Origin of the sequence: Thiobacter sp. AK1, from assembly GCF_039822265.1 — a bacterium.
Lineage (GTDB): Bacteria > Pseudomonadota > Gammaproteobacteria > Burkholderiales > Thiobacteraceae > Thiobacter > Thiobacter aerophilum.
The window spans coordinates 76,284-91,303 of sequence record NZ_JBAJEX010000003.1 but is presented as its reverse complement, the minus strand read 5'-3'; the positions used below and the strand labels follow the sequence as shown (position 1 = coordinate 91,303).

16 protein-coding genes are annotated in these 15,020 nt (G+C 65.4%); 3 read left to right on the top strand and 13 right to left on the bottom strand.

Annotated features, from left to right (window positions below; translation table 11 throughout):
- Positions 1–82: 82 nt before the first annotated feature.
- The 8 genes from V6E02_RS05390 to cutA all read right to left on the bottom strand — a co-directional run bounded on the left by V6E02_RS05390 (position 83) and on the right by cutA (position 7,616).
- Positions 83–1,018, bottom strand: a complete 936-nt coding sequence (locus V6E02_RS05390; RefSeq protein ID WP_347307749.1) for a DUF3426 domain-containing protein — start codon at positions 1,016–1,018, stop codon at positions 83–85.
- Complete coding sequence (gene prmA / locus V6E02_RS05385; protein WP_347307748.1) at positions 1,015–1,920, bottom strand: 50S ribosomal protein L11 methyltransferase; 906 nt, start codon at positions 1,918–1,920, stop codon at positions 1,015–1,017. Before prmA ends, V6E02_RS05390 begins: the two co-directional genes overlap by 4 nt.
- A gap of 13 nt (positions 1,921–1,933) precedes the next feature.
- Positions 1,934–3,289 (bottom strand): acetyl-CoA carboxylase biotin carboxylase subunit, encoded by a 1,356-nt coding sequence (gene accC / locus V6E02_RS05380; protein WP_347307747.1) that lies wholly within the window; start codon positions 3,287–3,289, stop codon positions 1,934–1,936.
- A gap of 115 nt (positions 3,290–3,404) precedes the next feature.
- Positions 3,405–3,857, bottom strand: coding sequence for an acetyl-CoA carboxylase biotin carboxyl carrier protein (gene accB, locus V6E02_RS05375; RefSeq protein WP_347307746.1), 453 nt, complete (start codon positions 3,855–3,857; stop codon positions 3,405–3,407).
- A 13-nt stretch (positions 3,858–3,870) separates the two neighbouring features.
- Positions 3,871–4,293 (bottom strand): type II 3-dehydroquinate dehydratase, encoded by a 423-nt coding sequence (aroQ, locus tag V6E02_RS05370; protein ID WP_347307921.1) that lies wholly within the window; start codon positions 4,291–4,293, stop codon positions 3,871–3,873.
- Between the two features lie 159 nt (positions 4,294–4,452).
- Positions 4,453–4,980, bottom strand: coding sequence for a TlpA family protein disulfide reductase (locus V6E02_RS05365; protein ID WP_347307745.1), 528 nt, complete (start codon positions 4,978–4,980; stop codon positions 4,453–4,455).
- Between the two features lie 4 nt (positions 4,981–4,984).
- Positions 4,985–7,267 carry a protein-disulfide reductase DsbD gene (locus V6E02_RS05360; RefSeq protein ID WP_347307744.1) on the bottom strand — a complete coding sequence of 761 codons (2,283 nt, stop codon included), beginning with the start codon at positions 7,265–7,267 and terminating at the stop codon, positions 4,985–4,987.
- Positions 7,268–7,286: 19 nt separating this feature from the next.
- Positions 7,287–7,616: a divalent-cation tolerance protein CutA gene (cutA, locus tag V6E02_RS05355; RefSeq protein ID WP_347307743.1), complete on the bottom strand. Its 330-nt coding sequence runs from the start codon at positions 7,614–7,616 to the stop codon at positions 7,287–7,289.
- 11 nt (positions 7,617–7,627) lie between these two features.
- Here cutA and V6E02_RS05350 point away from each other — a divergent pair, with 11 nt between their 5' ends.
- Positions 7,628–8,005, top strand: a complete 378-nt coding sequence (locus V6E02_RS05350) for an FxsA family protein (protein WP_347307742.1) — start codon at positions 7,628–7,630, stop codon at positions 8,003–8,005.
- Positions 8,006–8,160: 155 nt separating this feature from the next.
- Here the strand turns inward: V6E02_RS05350 and V6E02_RS05345 are convergent, their stop codons facing one another.
- On the bottom strand, positions 8,161–9,027 hold the full coding sequence (locus V6E02_RS05345) for an SDR family oxidoreductase (RefSeq protein ID WP_347307741.1): 867 nt from the start codon (positions 9,025–9,027) through the stop codon (positions 8,161–8,163).
- A gap of 64 nt (positions 9,028–9,091) precedes the next feature.
- On the opposite strand from V6E02_RS05345, the gene V6E02_RS05340 reads away from it, so the two are divergent.
- Positions 9,092–10,126, top strand: coding sequence for a CDP-6-deoxy-delta-3,4-glucoseen reductase (locus tag V6E02_RS05340; protein ID WP_347307740.1), 1,035 nt, complete (start codon positions 9,092–9,094; stop codon positions 10,124–10,126).
- A 234-nt stretch (positions 10,127–10,360) separates the two neighbouring features.
- Here V6E02_RS05340 and V6E02_RS05335 read toward each other — a convergent pair whose 3' ends face one another.
- The 4 genes from V6E02_RS05335 to hemC are packed head-to-tail and all read right to left on the bottom strand — an operon-like array spanning position 10,361 to position 14,389.
- On the bottom strand, positions 10,361–11,566 hold the full coding sequence (locus V6E02_RS05335) for a heme biosynthesis HemY N-terminal domain-containing protein (RefSeq protein ID WP_347307739.1): 1,206 nt from the start codon (positions 11,564–11,566) through the stop codon (positions 10,361–10,363).
- On the bottom strand, positions 11,563–12,609 hold the full coding sequence (locus V6E02_RS05330) for a uroporphyrinogen-III C-methyltransferase (protein ID WP_347307738.1): 1,047 nt from the start codon (positions 12,607–12,609) through the stop codon (positions 11,563–11,565). The genes V6E02_RS05335 and V6E02_RS05330 overlap by 4 nt, the downstream gene beginning before the upstream one ends.
- Entirely contained in the window at positions 12,606–13,403 is a 798-nt protein-coding gene (locus tag V6E02_RS05325) for a uroporphyrinogen-III synthase (RefSeq protein ID WP_347307737.1), read from the bottom strand. Before V6E02_RS05325 ends, V6E02_RS05330 begins: the two co-directional genes overlap by 4 nt.
- Positions 13,400–14,389: a hydroxymethylbilane synthase gene (gene hemC / locus V6E02_RS05320; protein ID WP_430626775.1), complete on the bottom strand. Its 990-nt coding sequence runs from the start codon at positions 14,387–14,389 to the stop codon at positions 13,400–13,402. Before hemC ends, V6E02_RS05325 begins: the two co-directional genes overlap by 4 nt.
- On the opposite strand from hemC, the gene V6E02_RS05315 reads away from it, so the two are divergent.
- On the top strand, positions 14,388–14,948 hold the full coding sequence (locus V6E02_RS05315) for a thioredoxin family protein (protein WP_347307735.1): 561 nt from the start codon (positions 14,388–14,390) through the stop codon (positions 14,946–14,948). The genes hemC and V6E02_RS05315 overlap by 2 nt on opposite strands.
- Positions 14,949–15,020 lie beyond the last annotated feature (72 nt).

Below are 15,020 nucleotides of genomic sequence, written 5' to 3'. Positions count from 1 at the left end.
TGCGTCCCCCGCACGCGGGAACGCAGAAAGCCGCCCATGGCCGTACCCGGATTTCCGTTTCCGGGATGCCGATCAATCGTGGTCAGCCGCCCTGCGGGTAGTACACGAAAAGCTTGTAGCCGGTAGCATCCACGCCTACCACTTCCAGGGATAGCTTCACCGTCACTTCCTCGTTGGGGGGCATGCCCTGTTGCAGTTGGACCCCTGTGGGCAGGTAGTCCCTCGGGCCGAAATGGCGTCGCGCCACCGGCCGACTGTTGCTGTCGGTGAGGGTGAGTTCCAGATGGGGGTAGGCCATGGGCCAGGGCGCGAGGTTGCGCAGCGTCGCCGTGAGCAGCACGCCCTGGGGCCGCTCGGCATCGGCCTTTAGCTCCGAAGACTCCAGACGTATCTTCTCGGCTTCCGCGGGCAGTCCGATCTTGCAGCGGGCGAGTCCACACATGAATTCCAAGGCCGGGCGTATCTGGGGATAGCGGGACGCAAGCCAGACGCGCTGGAAATAGGCAACCTCTAGCAGCGCGACGACCGCCAGCAAAAGCGAGCCGGCCGCCCAGGCGAGGCGACGCCGGCGCGCGCGCTTTTCCTGGAGGGTGAGTTCCTCCTGCAGATTCTCCAGCTTTTCCTTTAGCTCGGGCGTGATCTCCAGACGCGGCCGGGCGCGCTTCCTCCCGCGATCCTCCCGGGGCCGCAGGCTTTCCAACTGGTCCGTCTCGGCGATGCTGCGGTTGATCTCCTCCGTTTCCCGTTCGATCTGTTCGTCCGTGGGCAGGGGGAAAGAGGCGGTCAGGGGCTCGGCCACGCTGAGGGGGGCAGGCTTTAGGGTGATGTGCTCGCTGGCGGGCGCTCCGTCGGAAGGCGCCATCAAGCTCACCGTCTCGATGGGCGTGACCAGCGTGTCGAAGGCGTTGAAGACGAAGGCGCATTTGCCGCAGCGCACCTTGCCCGCACGCATGTCCAGCTGTTCCGTGGTGACCCGGAAGACGGTCTGGCAGGAGGGGCAGGTGGTCTGCATGCTCATGGTCGGCGCACGCCGGTTAAGCGCGCCCAGCCTTCTTGGTAAACGGGCGGTGCCATGGCGAACCACTGGGCGTACAGGGCGTTCATCTCCTCCGCCTGTTGGGCAAGCAGGCCCGATAGCACGATCGTTCCACCCGGGCGCACCGCAGCGGCCAGGGCGGGCGCGAGCAGGCGCAGGGGGTTGGCGAGAATGTTGGCCAGCACGACGTCGTATTGTGCCCCAGACAGCTCACCGGGCAAAGCGAAGGCGATGGCCACGCCGTTTGCTGCGGCATTCTCGCGTGCAGCCGCCACCGCCTGGGGATCGATGTCCACCCCGGCCACCTCGCCCGCTCCCAGCTTCTTGGCGGCGATGGCCAGGATGCCTGAACCACAGCCGTAATCCAGCACCGACGCGCCAGGTGTGAGCGCTTCGTCGAGCCACTCGAGGCACAGGCGGGTGGTGGGATGACTGCCGGTGCCGAAGGCGAGGCCCGGGTCGAGCACCAGATTGATGGCGGCAGGATCGGGGGCTCGATGCCAGCTGGGAACGATCCACAGACGCGGCGAGATGGAAATGGGCTCGAACTGGGACTGGGTGAGGCGCACCCAATCCTGTTCCGGCAACGCTTCCACCTCGCAAGCCGGCGTGGGCAAGCCAGCGGCTTGCGCCGCGGCGGCGAGCGCCGAGCCTACGTCCACCTGAGGGGGAAACAGGGCGGTGACCAAGCTGTCCTGCCACAGGCTAGGCGGGCTTTGTCCACCAGGCTGGCCTTCGGGCTCGCCAAACAAGGCCTGCTCGGCTGCCGTGCCGGCATGGGCATCCTCGATGCCCGCGGAGAGCGCCCCCCGCTCCAGCAGGGCGTCGGACAGACGCTCGGCGCTTGCTGCGTCGGTATGTATCTTCAGGATTTGCCAGGCCATGGGCAGGTGCCCCTCACTTGCCCGGCTTGAGGGCTTCCAGCTTGTGGGTGAGGTAATGGATGCTCGCGCCGCCGGCGATAAAGGCGGGATCCTGCATCAGGTCCTGGTGCAGTGGGATGTTGGTCTTCACGCCTTCCACCACCATCTCCGACAAGGCGATGCGCATGCGGGCGATGGCCTGGTCGCGGGTATCACCATAGGCGATCAGCTTTCCGATCATGGAATCGTAGTAGGGCGGCACGAAGTAGTTTTGGTACACATGGGAATCGACCCGAATGCCGGGCCCGCCGGGGGCGTGGTATTGGGTGATGCGCCCCGGTGAAGGCACGAAGGTATAGGGATCCTCGGCGTTGATGCGGCACTCGATGGCATGGCCGCGGAACTTGATGTCCTTTTGCCGGTAGCGCAGCTTCTCGCCGGCGGCGATGCGGATCTGCTCCTGGATGATGTCCACCCCGGTGATAAGCTCCGTCACGGGATGCTCCACCTGCACCCGGGTGTTCATCTCGATGAAAAAGAATTCCCCGTTTTCGTAGAGGAACTCGAAGGTGCCGGCACCCCTGTAGCCGATCTTGCGGCAGGCGGTGGCGCAACGTTCGCCGATCTTGTCGCGCAGTTTCGGGTCAAGGCCAGGCGCCGGCGCTTCCTCGATGATTTTTTGGTGGCGCCTTTGCATGGAACAGTCGCGCTCCCCTAGATGGATGGCGTTGCCATGCTCATCGGCCAGCACCTGGATCTCGATGTGGCGGGGATTCTGGAGGAAGCGTTCCAGATACACCTCGGGATTGCCGAAGGCCGCTTGGGCCTCGCTGCGCGTCATGTTCACGGCGTTGAGCAGATTGGCTTCTGTGTGCACCACACGCATGCCCCGGCCGCCGCCCCCGCCCGCGGCCTTGATGATCACCGGATAGCCCACGTCACGGGCGATGCGCAGTATCTCGTCCGGGTCTTCCGGCAGCGCACCTTCCGAGCCTGGCACGCAGGGCACGCCCGACTCCAGCATGGCGCGCTTGGCATTCACCTTATCGCCCATGAGACGGATGCTCTCGGGGCGCGGCCCAATGAAAACGAAGCCGCTCGATTCCACCCGCTCGGCGAAGTCGGCATTTTCCGACAGGAAGCCATAGCCCGGATGAATGGCCTCGGCATCGGTCACCTCCGCGGCGGCGATGATGGCCGGCACGTTGAGATAACTCAGGTGCGAAGGCGCCGGCCCGATGCACACGGACTCGTCGGCGAGCTTCACGTATTTGGCCTCGGAATCGGCCTCCGAATGCACCGCAACGGTCTTGATGCCCATTTCGCGGCAGGCGCGCTGCACCCTCAGGGCGATTTCGCCTCGGTTGGCGATGAGAATTTTTTCGAACATGGATGATCTGCGTTTAGTTCACCACGGGATGGGCGGGTCCAAGGCCGTTGGGGCGTGGGGAAAGACCATCGCCGCCTCGACGCCATGTCCCGTGTCGTCTTGTCTGGCCGGCGTCTCAACCGATGATGAACAGCGGCTCGCCGTACTCGACGGGCTGGCCGTTCTCCACCAGGATGGCTTTGATCACGCCACCGATGTCGGCCTCGATTTCGTTCAACAGCTTCATGGCTTCGATGATGCACAGGGTATCGCCCGCGTTCACCGTCTGGCCCACTTCCACGAAGGGTTTGGCGCCCGGCGAGGGCGCGCGGTAGAAGGTGCCCACCATGGGCGATTTCACCACGTGGCCTTCCGGCACAGGCGGTTCCGCCGCCGCAGCGGGGGTCGCCTGGGGAGCCGGTGTCGGTGCGGCCAGTACGTGCTGCAATGGGGGTGCCGCGTAGGTGACCTGGCCGCCTGCCTGGGTACGGGTGATGCGGACTTTTTCCTCGCCCTCCGTGATCTCCAGCTCGGCGATGCCGGATTCCTGGACGAGGTCGATCAGCTTTTTGAGCTTGCGCAAATCCATGACGATGGCTTCCTCAATTGTTTAGCGCGTAGGTGAGGGCCAGCTCGTAGCCAAGCGCCCCGAGACCGCTGATGACGCCCACCGCCCGGTCCGAGAGGTAGGAGTGATGGCGGAAGGGCTCCCGCGCGAACACGTTGGAAAGATGCACCTCGATGAAGGGAATGCCCACGCCGGTGAGGGCATCCCGCAGGGCGATGCTGGTGTGGGTGAAGGCCGCCGGGTTGATCAGGATGAAATCCACCCCTTCGTCGCGGGCCGCGTGGATGCGCTCGATCAACGCGGCCTCCCCATTGCTCTGGAAGGTCTGAAGCCGCGCCCCGGCAGCTTGCGCCAGCCGTTTCAGTCGTTCATCGATCTGCGCTAGCGTGACGCGCCCATAGTGCTCCGGCTCGCGGCTGCCCAGGAGGTTGAGGTTCGGCCCATGGAGAACCAGGATGTTTTTCTTGTTGGGGCCGGCGGGCCGGCCCTGGCTCCCCGAGCTGGCCGCCTGCGCGGCGGGGGCTTTCTTTTTCATGGGCGCAAGTTTGCCGCAATTGGGGCGAATTTGTCCATATCTTCGGCGAAGATGACGCAAGCATGCGGTCAGCGCGCCCCTTTACAGTATAGGGGGCAAGAGCTGATGGAGCTCGGATTCGCTAAGCGTACCCAGACGGGTGGCGACGATGCGTCCTTGCCGGTCCAGGATGACGCTGAAGGGCAGCGCCCCCCGGCTGCCCAGGCTGCGGGCGAGTGTCGCCCCTTGGGCGCCGCCGATCAGCAGGGGATAGTTGATGCCAAGCTCCCGTGCGAAGGCTTGCACGGCCGCCGGCTCGTCCAGGGCGATGCCCACGAAGCTGAAGCCGCGCGCGCCATAGCGTTGCTGTACCCGGACGAATTCCGGCATTTCGGCGCGGCAGGGGGGGCACCAGGTGGCCCAGAAGTTGAGCACCACCACCTGGCCGTGCCAGCGGCCAAGCGCCTGGGGTCGGCCTTCCAGATCGGCAAAGGTCAGGGCGTAGAGGCGCTCCGGCGTCATGCCATTGGGCGGCTCGGGACGGCTGTGGCGCTCGCCCACCCACAGCCCCAGGCCGAGGGCGGCGAGGGCGACCACCCCGATCAGCAGCCATTGTGCCCGCCCACCCATGGTGTCACTTCAGCGCGGCGTCGATGCTTTTCAGGAATTTCTCGGGCGGCTGATAGCCCACCACCCGGTAGCGTTCCTTGCCTTCGCCATCGAGGAAGATGATGCCGGGTGGGCCGAACAGGTTGAAGCGTTTGAGCAGTTCCTTGTCTGCTTCGTCGTTTTGGGTCACGTCGATCTTAAGCAGGGTCACGCCCGCAAGGCGCGCCACCACCCGCGGATCGCTGAAGGTGAAACGTTCCATTTCCTTGCAGGAAACGCACCAGTCCGCGTAGAAGTCCACCATCACCGGTGTGCCGCGCGCGGCGGCGAGCCGCGTGTCGAAATCTTTCGCGGCCACCTTCTCGAACTTGAGGCCGGTGGCTTCGCTGGCCGCCGCAGGCGCCGCGCGCAGGCCCGCCAGGGGCTGCAGGATATCGCGGCTGCCGGACAGGGCGCCGATCAACAGCGAGGTGCCCACCAGCAGCGCAATCACCCCCACGCCCTTCCAGAATTTGCGGAAACCCGGGGCCCCCGCTGGCAGCGGGTCGAGGGCATTTAGATAGATGGCGGAGACGATCAACAACGCCGCCCAAAGCAGCATGTTTAGCCAGGCGGGAATCACCGGCGAGACAAGCCAGATCGCGACGCCTAGCAGCATCACACCGAAGAAGGCCTTGACCGCGTTCATCCAGGCGCCGGCCCGGGGTAGTAGCGCGCCGCCGGCCACGCCCACCAGCAGCAGCGGCACGCCCATCCCCAGGGCCATGGCGAACAGGGCGAAGCCGCCTAGCCAGACGTCGCGGGTCTGACCGATATAGAGGAGCGCGCCGGCCAGCGGGGCGGCCACACAGGGCCCCACGATCACCGCCGACAGCACGCCCATGACGAATACGCCGGTGAGGTTGCCCCCTTTGATCTGGTTGGCCTTCTCGGTGAAACGGCTCTGGATGAAGTTGGGCATCTGTAGCTCGTAGAAGCCGAACATGGACAAGGCCAGGGCCACAAAGATCAGCGCGAAGGCGCCCAACACCCAGGGATTTTGCAGCGCCGAGGAGATCAACGCGCCCGATAGTCCGGCCACCACACCGGCGATGGCATAGGTCACCGCCATGCCCAGGACGTAGGCCAGAGACAGCACGAAACCCTGCATCTTGGTGAGCTGCTTGCCCTGGCCGACAATGATGCCGGACAGGATGGGGATCATCGGGAAAACGCAGGGCGTAAGCGCCAGCAGCAGTCCGAAGCCGAAGAAGCTGGCGATGATCAGCCAAAAGCTGCCCCCCTGGAATAAGCGGGCGATGGTCGAAGATTCGTCCTCGGGCTGAGTCGCGCCCTTGGGGGACGGTTGGGGGGAGGTTTGAGCCGCGCGGATGGGCTGCGTCGCCTCCGCCGGGGACGCGGGCGGTGTGGCCTCGGGCGCGGGGGCCGGGGAAGCGGCCCCAGGCTGAGCGGCGGCGACGGCCGGAAGGTTGAGGGGAAAACGACGGCTGGCGGGCAGGTAGCACACGCCCTTGTCGGCGCAGCCCTGCCAGCCGACTTCCAGCACGATGCGGGCTGCGCCCTCCCGGCTTCGGGCCAGACGCAGCTCTGCCACCACCCGCTGGTGATATACCTCAGTCTTGCCGAAGTTGGGGTCGTCTTTCTGCTCGCCCTTGGGTAGCATGACCTCGGTCACGCTGGCCGGCCCTTCCACCACCTTGAACTTGAGCTTGTCGCGGTAGAGGTAATAGCCGGGCGCGGGCTCCAGGATCACCTCCGCGGCGCGGGCATCCCGCACTACCGCCGATACCTTGAAGGCCTGATCCGGCGGCAGCAGGTCGGACTCGCCACCCAGCTCGGTTCCCAGATCCTTCAGCGCGGCAAGGCCGCCCACCGCCCTGGGCGTTGTATCAGGCAGGGTGAGCTTGATCGTCTGGGCGAGGGGCGGATAGCACACGCCCACGTCGGCGCACCCCTGGGAGATACTCTTGAGCGTCAGGGTCTGGCCCGGCGCCGGCCGCACCAGCGGCAGCTTGAAGGTAAGCGTGCCGCGATAGGTCTCGACGCGACCGAAAAACTCGTCCTGCTTCACCTTGCCTGGCGGCAACTGGGGCGTGCCCAGGGCGATGGATTTGGGCTCCACCTCGAAGCGGAACTTGTCGCGGTAGAGGTAATAACCCTCGGCGATGCGGTAGCGGATTTCCAGCGTGGCGGCATCCAACGCACGTGCGGAAAAGGCGAAAGCCTTTTCTGGTTCCAATAGCTCGCCATCTTCTGCGGCATTAGCGACCAAGGACACCAACAGGGCAAGGGCGGCAAAGAATCTCATCGCAAGTTTCCGTTCGCTGTTATTGTAGGGGTTTAGGGGTGATCTCGAGCGCCAGCCAATGCAGATAGGCGGGCAGGCCAGTCTCGATTGGGACTGCTACGATTTCCGGAAGTTCGTAAGGGTGGCGGGCGCGGATGAAGGCTTCCAGCTCGGGGTAGCGCTGCTTGGACGTTTTGAACAAGACTGGCACTTCGATCGCCCTTTCCAGCTTACCCTGCCACCGATAGACTGAGCTGCAGGGCGCCAGAACGTTCACGCAGGCCGCAAGCCGCGCCGTGACCGCTTCTTGTGCCAGCGCCTGCGCGCTGTCCTGATCGGGCAGATTCGAAATCACCAGCACCGCCTCCATTCTTATCCTCCATGCGCATTTTTATACTCCCGCTCATTTTACTGGGTTTCCCCACCATCGAGGTGCTGGTCATGGTCCTCGTGGCGCAAAAGCTCGGCTGGTGGCTGCTTGTGTGGTTGATCATCAGCTTCGTGGCCGGCCTCATGCTCCTGCGCGAGGAGCAGTTCGCACTGGCCGGGCGGCTGGCCGCGGCCCTGGTCGAAGGCCGCGATCCGTTGCAGGCCTTGGTTGCGTCAGGGCGCGTGATGCTGGCGGGATTCCTACTGGCCTTCCCGGGCCTGGTATCCGACTTGTTGGCGCTGGGGGTGTTGCTGTGGCCGCGCGGCAAGTCACGCGCGCCGGGACAGGCGCGCGAGGTCATCGAAGGCCAGTTCAGGCGCGAAGATTGAACCCAGATTATCCAACAAGATGCGGGCCGCGCCTGCCTTTGAGCGGTCTTTTGCGCGCGCGCTTTGCCGGGCGCCCAACCTGGCGATAAACCGTCTCGCAAACCGCCTCGCTCATGGGCGCGCCTTCCCACCCTCTATGCAAAGTCGGCGCTGAATCACGCCACAGGGCGGGTGCCTGTTTCCACGTCCGGATAGACGAGCCTCACCTTGAGCTCGCGCTTGAGGCGCTGGTTGGCGACGCGACGGGACTCGTTGAGAAACGACAGCAAGTTGGCGGGCAGCACCGTCTGCGCCTCGGCACGGGTGATGCGGCGCGGCGGCGGCAAATTGTGACGGCGGGCGAGGAGGTCGAACCAGTCCCCCATCTTGATGTGGGAATCGTCCACCGCGTTGTAGACGCGTCCCGGCCGGCCGCGAAAGATGGCGGCGGCGGCAATGCGTGCGAGATCGTCAGCATGGATGTGATTGGTGTAGCTATCCTCCTCCGGCACCAGGGTGGGCAGGCCCGCTTCCAGCCGCTTCAAAGGTAGGCGATCCTGGGCATAGATCCCGGGCACCCGCAGGATGGACACCGTCACGCCCTGGCGCTTTCCCCATTCCCGCAACTGGGTTTCTGCCGACAGCCGACGCTTGGCGCGGGCGGTGGTGGGCCGCACGGGGTGCGTCTCGGTCACCCATTGGCCTTCGCAATGACCATACACACCGGTCGTGCTGATATACACCAGCCGCTGTGGTAACATCACGCCCCTGTCCAGCGCGGCGAGCAGGTGATGTGTGCGTCGGTCCACCTCGCCTTCGTTCTGCGGCGGCGCGAAGTGCATCACGCAGTGGGCCAGGCCCGCGAGTTTGGTGAGTGTTTCGGGACGGTCCAGGTCACCGACGATGGGCGTGATGCCCATGGCCCGCAAAACGCTCACGCGCGTCCGGTCGCGCGTGAGCGCATAGACATGGAACGCCGGCAAAAGCCGCTTCACCGCGCGCAGGCCCACGTCGCCGCACCCCACGATCAACAACCGTCTCATGTTGCAACCATCCAGGAAGGGGCCTGGATTATACCGGGATTGTTCCCGCTCTCGAGGATTCGTCATGCCGTTTTACATCACCATCCAGCCCAGTGGCCATCGCTATGAGGCGGAAGACCAGGAAACCGTCCTAGAATCCGCCCTACGCCATGGCTTCACCCTGCCCTACGGCTGTCGCAATGGGGCCTGTGGTTCCTGCAAGGGCAAGATTCTCTCGGGCCAAGTGGATTATGGGGATTACCAGAGCACGGCGCTCACCGACGAGGAAAAAGCCGCCGGTTTCGCCTTGTTCTGCCGCGCGCGCCCGCTGTCCGATCTGGTGATCGAATCACGCGAGGTGAGCGCTGCGCGCGATATCCAGATCAAGACCATTCCCTGCCGGGTGCAGAAGATCGAGCGGGTCTCCGACGATGTGGCGGTGCTCTATCTCAAGCTCCCTGCCAGCGAGCGCCTGCAGTTCCTGGCGGGCCAATACATCGATATCCTGCTCAAGGATGGCAAGCGGCGCAGTTTCTCGCTGGCCAATGCGCCCCATGACGATGCCCTGTTGCAACTCCATGTGCGCCACGTGCCGGGCGGTGCCTTCACCGAATACGTCTTCACCACCATGCAGGAAAAGACCATCCTGCGCTTCGAAGGGCCGTTGGGAACGTTCTTCCTGCGGGAAGACAGCGATAAACCCATCATCATGCTGGCCACCGGCACCGGTTTCGCGCCCATCAAGAGCATGCTGGAACATGCCTTCCACGTGGGTATCAGGCGCCCCATCACCCTTTACTGGGGTGGTCGCCACCGGGACGATCTCTACATGCTGGACCTGCCCCAGCAATGGGCGCAGACGCAGGCCAACTTCACCTTCGTGCCGGTGCTGTCGCGGCCCACGGCGGAAGACCAATGGAACGGACGCACGGGCCACGTCCAAGACTGCGCCCTGGCCGATCATCCCGACATCAAGAGTTACGAAGTTTATGCCTGTGGTTCACCGGAGATGGTGAGCGAAGCCCATCGCGTGCTGGTGGCGGCGGGCTTGCCGGAGGAGGCGTTCTATTCCGATGCCTTCACTCCTGCCAAGGACAGCCAGCCGCAGCCCACGACCTGAACGGCGCGAGGGCGCCCGCGGGAAGCCCTAGAAAGCGCGCCTGCGCTCGTCCTTCGTTTTTCAAGGAAGCAATAAACGGTGCTCAAACGCCTATTTGGCGCCGATGAAACCCTTGCTGCATCCCGCGCGCCACAGGCGAGCCGGAATCCAGGAAGCGGCGGCGCGGTGAGGACGTGGTCTGGATTTCCCTTGTGGGCGTGCGGCCCCGCGCGCAGCGTGTCGCCTACGCCTTGGTCAGTCTCGATGGGACGTAAGCCGTGGCGCTTGCGCGCTTTCCAGGGCGAGGCTGGCGCGGTAATGGCGACAGGCCTCGTCCGGCTGGTTCATACGTTCCAGTAGTTCGGCGAGGGCAAGGTGGGCCTCCCGCGTGGGTTCCACGGCGAGGCTGGCCTCGATGTAGGAGCGGGCCTTGCCCCACAATTCCTGGCGCGCGCACAGGCGACCCAAGGTAAGTAAAAGCGCGGGATCTTGGGGGTGGGCGGGCAACCATTTCTCCGCCTGTTCGATTTGCCGGAGCACGTCCCGGTCCGCGCATTCCCCGTAGAGTGCGGCCAGTCCGCTGTCCCATTGTTTTTCCAGGCTCTGCTCGATGATCTCACGCGCCTGTCGGGTGCCGCCCAGGGCCAGAAACAGTCGGGCTGCGCTCGCGGCGAGCTGGGTGCGGCTACGGTCTTCGGGGGCCATGCGTTCCCAGTATTGGGCGAGGGCTTCGGTGCTGTGGGCCTTGCGCTTGAGGTTTTCCAGGTGCGCGTTGAGGCGTAGCTGCTCTGCCTGCACCGGCTCGATGGCTTCGCGTTTTTCCAGTTGTGCCAAAACGGCGAGCAGCTGATCCCAGTTGCGAGCGAGCTGCTGGGCCTTGAGGTTGAGGCGCAGCACGCCGATGTGTTTCGGGGCGAGGCCTTGGAGCTGGTTCAAAAGGGGCAGGGCGGCCTGCACGTCGCGCGCATCCAGCAGCAACTCCACCTGGGTCATGAGCCGGGCCGTGGGTTGAGCGGGACTGGCCTTCTCAGCGCGGGCGAGATAGGCATCACGCGCCTTGAAGTTGCGCTGGGCGTGGGCCGCGCGCGCAGCGAGCAGCGCATTGAGCAGCACCGCTTCGCCCAGATCCATGGCCTGCTGCGCGAGCCGCTCGGCCTTGGCCCAGCGACCTTCGGCGAAGGCCAGTTCCGCCTCCAGGGTGGCGCGCCGACCCTTTTCCCGCCGCCGTTCGCGCCGGAAGCGGCGCACGTAGGCGGGCAGACGCCAGGTATGCACGGCCAGACGCACCACGGCGTAGAGCACGAAGAAGCCCACCAGGAGAGCAATGATCAAGAAGTTGAGGGAGAAATCGAAGCGATAGGGCGGATAGACCACCACCACGTAGCCGACATTGGTCTTGATGGCCAACACCAGGGCGATGGCCGCGGCGACGACGGCCAGAAACCAAGTGAGCGCCTTCACCGGGTTCCCCGCTCCGCTGCCAGCCGGAAATCCCGCACCGCGGCCACGCTGGCTGAGATGTCGGGCAAATCCACTCGCACCGGGCTTTCCGCCAGCTGGCGCAAAAGCCCGGCCGCGGCCTTGACCCGCTTGTCGTCGGTGTCGAAATAGCGGGCAAGCCAGGTCTGGGCGGCCTTCAGATCGCGCCGGTAGGAAGCCTCGTCGTGCTGGGCCAATGCGAGCCGCGCCATGAGCAGACGCAGCTTGAGATTCTCACGGGCGTAGTACGCCTGCTCCGGCGGCAGGAGCGGCAGCTCGGCCCGGCCGGTGTCCTGGATGCGCACGAGTTGGGTCAAGTCGGACCACACCTCGGCCGCGAAGCGCTTCCACCAGGCCAGGCCGCTCGGGCTTGACGCGGCTGTGGCAGACGGCTTCCCCGACGCGAGCGCCGGCTGCGCGGGAAACAGCGGCAACTCATCCACCGTGTCGGTGAGTTCGGACAGGCGTAGGGAGAGTCCTGCCACATCGACGCTGGGAGAGGTGCGCAGACGTTCCACGTCCCGCGCGATCACTTGGCGCAGGCGGTGGAACTGGGGTTTGTCACTGCGGCTTAAGTGGCTCTCTGCATTCTGCAGGGCAATCAGCGCGGCCTTCACGTTGCCGGACAGTTGCAGTTGCTGGCTGGCGAAGTACACCAGTTGCTCGATCTCGGCCAGAGTGGCCTCATCGCGTCCCCGCGCCAGCTCCTGGTAGAGGGTTTCCAGGGCGAGCTGCTGGTCTCGGGACTCCTGCAGCTTTTGCTCCAGCACGCCGATCTTCACCAGCAGCTCGCGCATGGACTCCTGGGCCTGGCTCGCGAGGACACGGCTTTCGTTGCTGCGCGTCTCGATGGCTGATAGCTTGCGTGCCAGCTCTGCCTCTAGCGCATGGATCTCGCGCGTGGTGTAGAGCCACACGCCCAGCGCCGTTGCCAGTGCGAGCGCGGCTAGCAGGCGCGAGGCGGTGATGAGGTGCTTTCTAGGGACGGACGGTGGCGCCGCGGGCGTGATGGGATGCTCGCTCATTGGGATATTCTAGCGGATTGGCCCTGGCGCCAGGCGATGAGGCCGGCCACAAGCCCTTCGTCGCCAGGTGGGGTGAGGATCACGTGGGAAAGTCCCAGCGTGCGCGCCGCCTGCGCGATGCGCTCGTGCGGCACGAACAGGGGGGTCGCCCGTAGCCACTGCTGGCCCAGCTTGCCCACCAACTCGAACAGGTTGTGCAGACTCTCGCTGCTGGTGACCGTGATGGCATGGAGTGCCCCTCGCGCCCAGAGGTGCAGCAGGCGCGCACTCTCCCCTTGGGGTCGCGCGCGGCGGTAGCACTCGGCGTATTCCACCCGGGCGCCGCGGCTTGCCAGCACTTCGGCGAGATGCTCGCGTCCGCCTTCGCCGCGGAAGATCACCACCCGTTTACCTTGCACCGCCTTCAGGGGCGCAAGCTCCAGCAGTGCCTCGCTGTCGAAGCGGCCCGTGGGCGCGATCACCGCGTGCACCCCACGTTCTTTCAGCGCCCGGGCGCTGCCTTGCCCCACTGCGGCAATGGCCAGGCTGGCGGGCAGGGTGCGCCGCGCCAGGATCAGGTTCATCGCCTTGGCCACGGCATTGGGGCTGATGAAGATGGCGAGATCGAATTGGTCCAGATGGTCGATGAGGGCGTTGAGGGGCGCGAGATCGGCCACATCGACGATTTCCAGCACGGGAAACAGGATGGGCTCGCCGCCCGCGGCGCGGATACGCTCGGCCAGATGCTGGGCCTGGTGAGCGGGGCGGGTGACCAGAATACCCAACCCTGCCAAGGGCCCGGCTTGCGTGTTCATGGCAGAACCCCGAGCTCGGCGAGGATGCGGTCGGCCCCGCGGGAAAGCAGGTTCTCGGCGAGCGCCACGCCAATGCGCTCGGCATCGGCAACTGGGCCTAAGAGACGATCTTGCACCATGCGCTGCCCTTGCAAGTCCGCCACGAAACCGGTGAGAGTAAGCGTGTCGCCGCTGAGAGTGGCGTAGCCGCCCAGGGGCGTCTGGCAGCTGCCCGCAAGCCTGCGGCTCATGGCTCGCTCCGCTTGTACGCAGGCCGCGCTGGCCGGGTCGTTTAAGGCCTCGAGACGCTCGATGAGATCCGTGCGCGCGGCAAGGCACTCGATGCCCAGCGCCCCCTGGCCCACCGCGGGCAGACTCTCCTCCGGTGTGAGCACAGCGGTGATGCGATGGGCGAGCCCCAGGCGCTTTAAGCCGGCGGCGGCCAGAATGATGGCAGCATACTGGCCTTCGTCCAGCTTGCGCAGCCGGGTCTGGACGTTGCCTCGCAGCGGTTCGATCACCAGATGGGGGAAGCGCGCCTTGAGCTGGACCTGGCGGCGCAAGCTGGAGGTGCCCACGCGCGCGCCTGCGGGCAGCTCGGAAAGCCGAGCATAGTCATTTGACACGAAGGCATCCCGCGGGTCTTCCCGCGGGCCGATGGCGGCCAGGGCGAAGCCCTCGGGCAGCACCATGGGCACGTCCTTCATAGAATGCACGGCGATGTGGGCCCGGCCCTCGGCCATGGCCACCTCCAGCTCTTTCACGAACAAGCCCTTGCCGCCGATCTTGGCCAGCGGCGCGTCCAGGATCTGGTCGCCGGTGGTGGTCATGCCCAGGATGGATACTTGCCAGTCCGGGTATAATGCGGCCAGTTGTGCCTGGACGTGGCGCGCCTGCCACAGGGCAAGCTGGCTTTCGCGCGAGGCAATGATCAGTTCGCTGATGGTGTTCTCCCCGGGGGCCAATGGAACCAAATGACGACGACAATGGCCTGACGCAACAGGCATGGAACGGAGACAAGCAGAAATGAAGACCTGGGAACTGCGATTCGCGAAGTTCGATTTCGCAACGCCCAAGCTGGCCTTGCTCGCGGCGATTCTAGCATGGCTTGCCGCGACGCCGGCGGGAGCGGTGGAGCGCGGCGTGCTGCCCATGGCGCGCGATTTCACCAAGGTGGCGCGCGATGCCGCCGCCCGCCGCGCCGCCATTCTCGTGCTGTTCAGCTCGGCCGGCTGTCATTACTGCGCCCAGGTGCGCGACGGTTTCCTCATTCCCACCACGCGCAATGCCGACTACGACGACAAGGTGGTGATGGTGGAAATCGATGCGGGCAGCACCCAGCGCCTAGTCGATTTCGATGGCCGCGTGACCACCCATGCCGAGTTCGCCTCTCGCTACCAGATCAGCATGACGCCCACGATCAAGTTCCTCGATACCCGCGGCCGGGAAGTGGCGCTCCCCCTGGTGGGCATCGCCAATCCCGATTTCTATGGCGGCCCGCTGGATGAGGCCATCCATGCCGCCCAGGCGCGGGTGCGGGGCGAGGCGCGCACCGCGGCCAACTGAGGCGCGGCCCTAGACAACCAAGCGGACCTTGCCGCGGCCATCTTCAATGGCGCCGCGCACGCAGCGCGGACT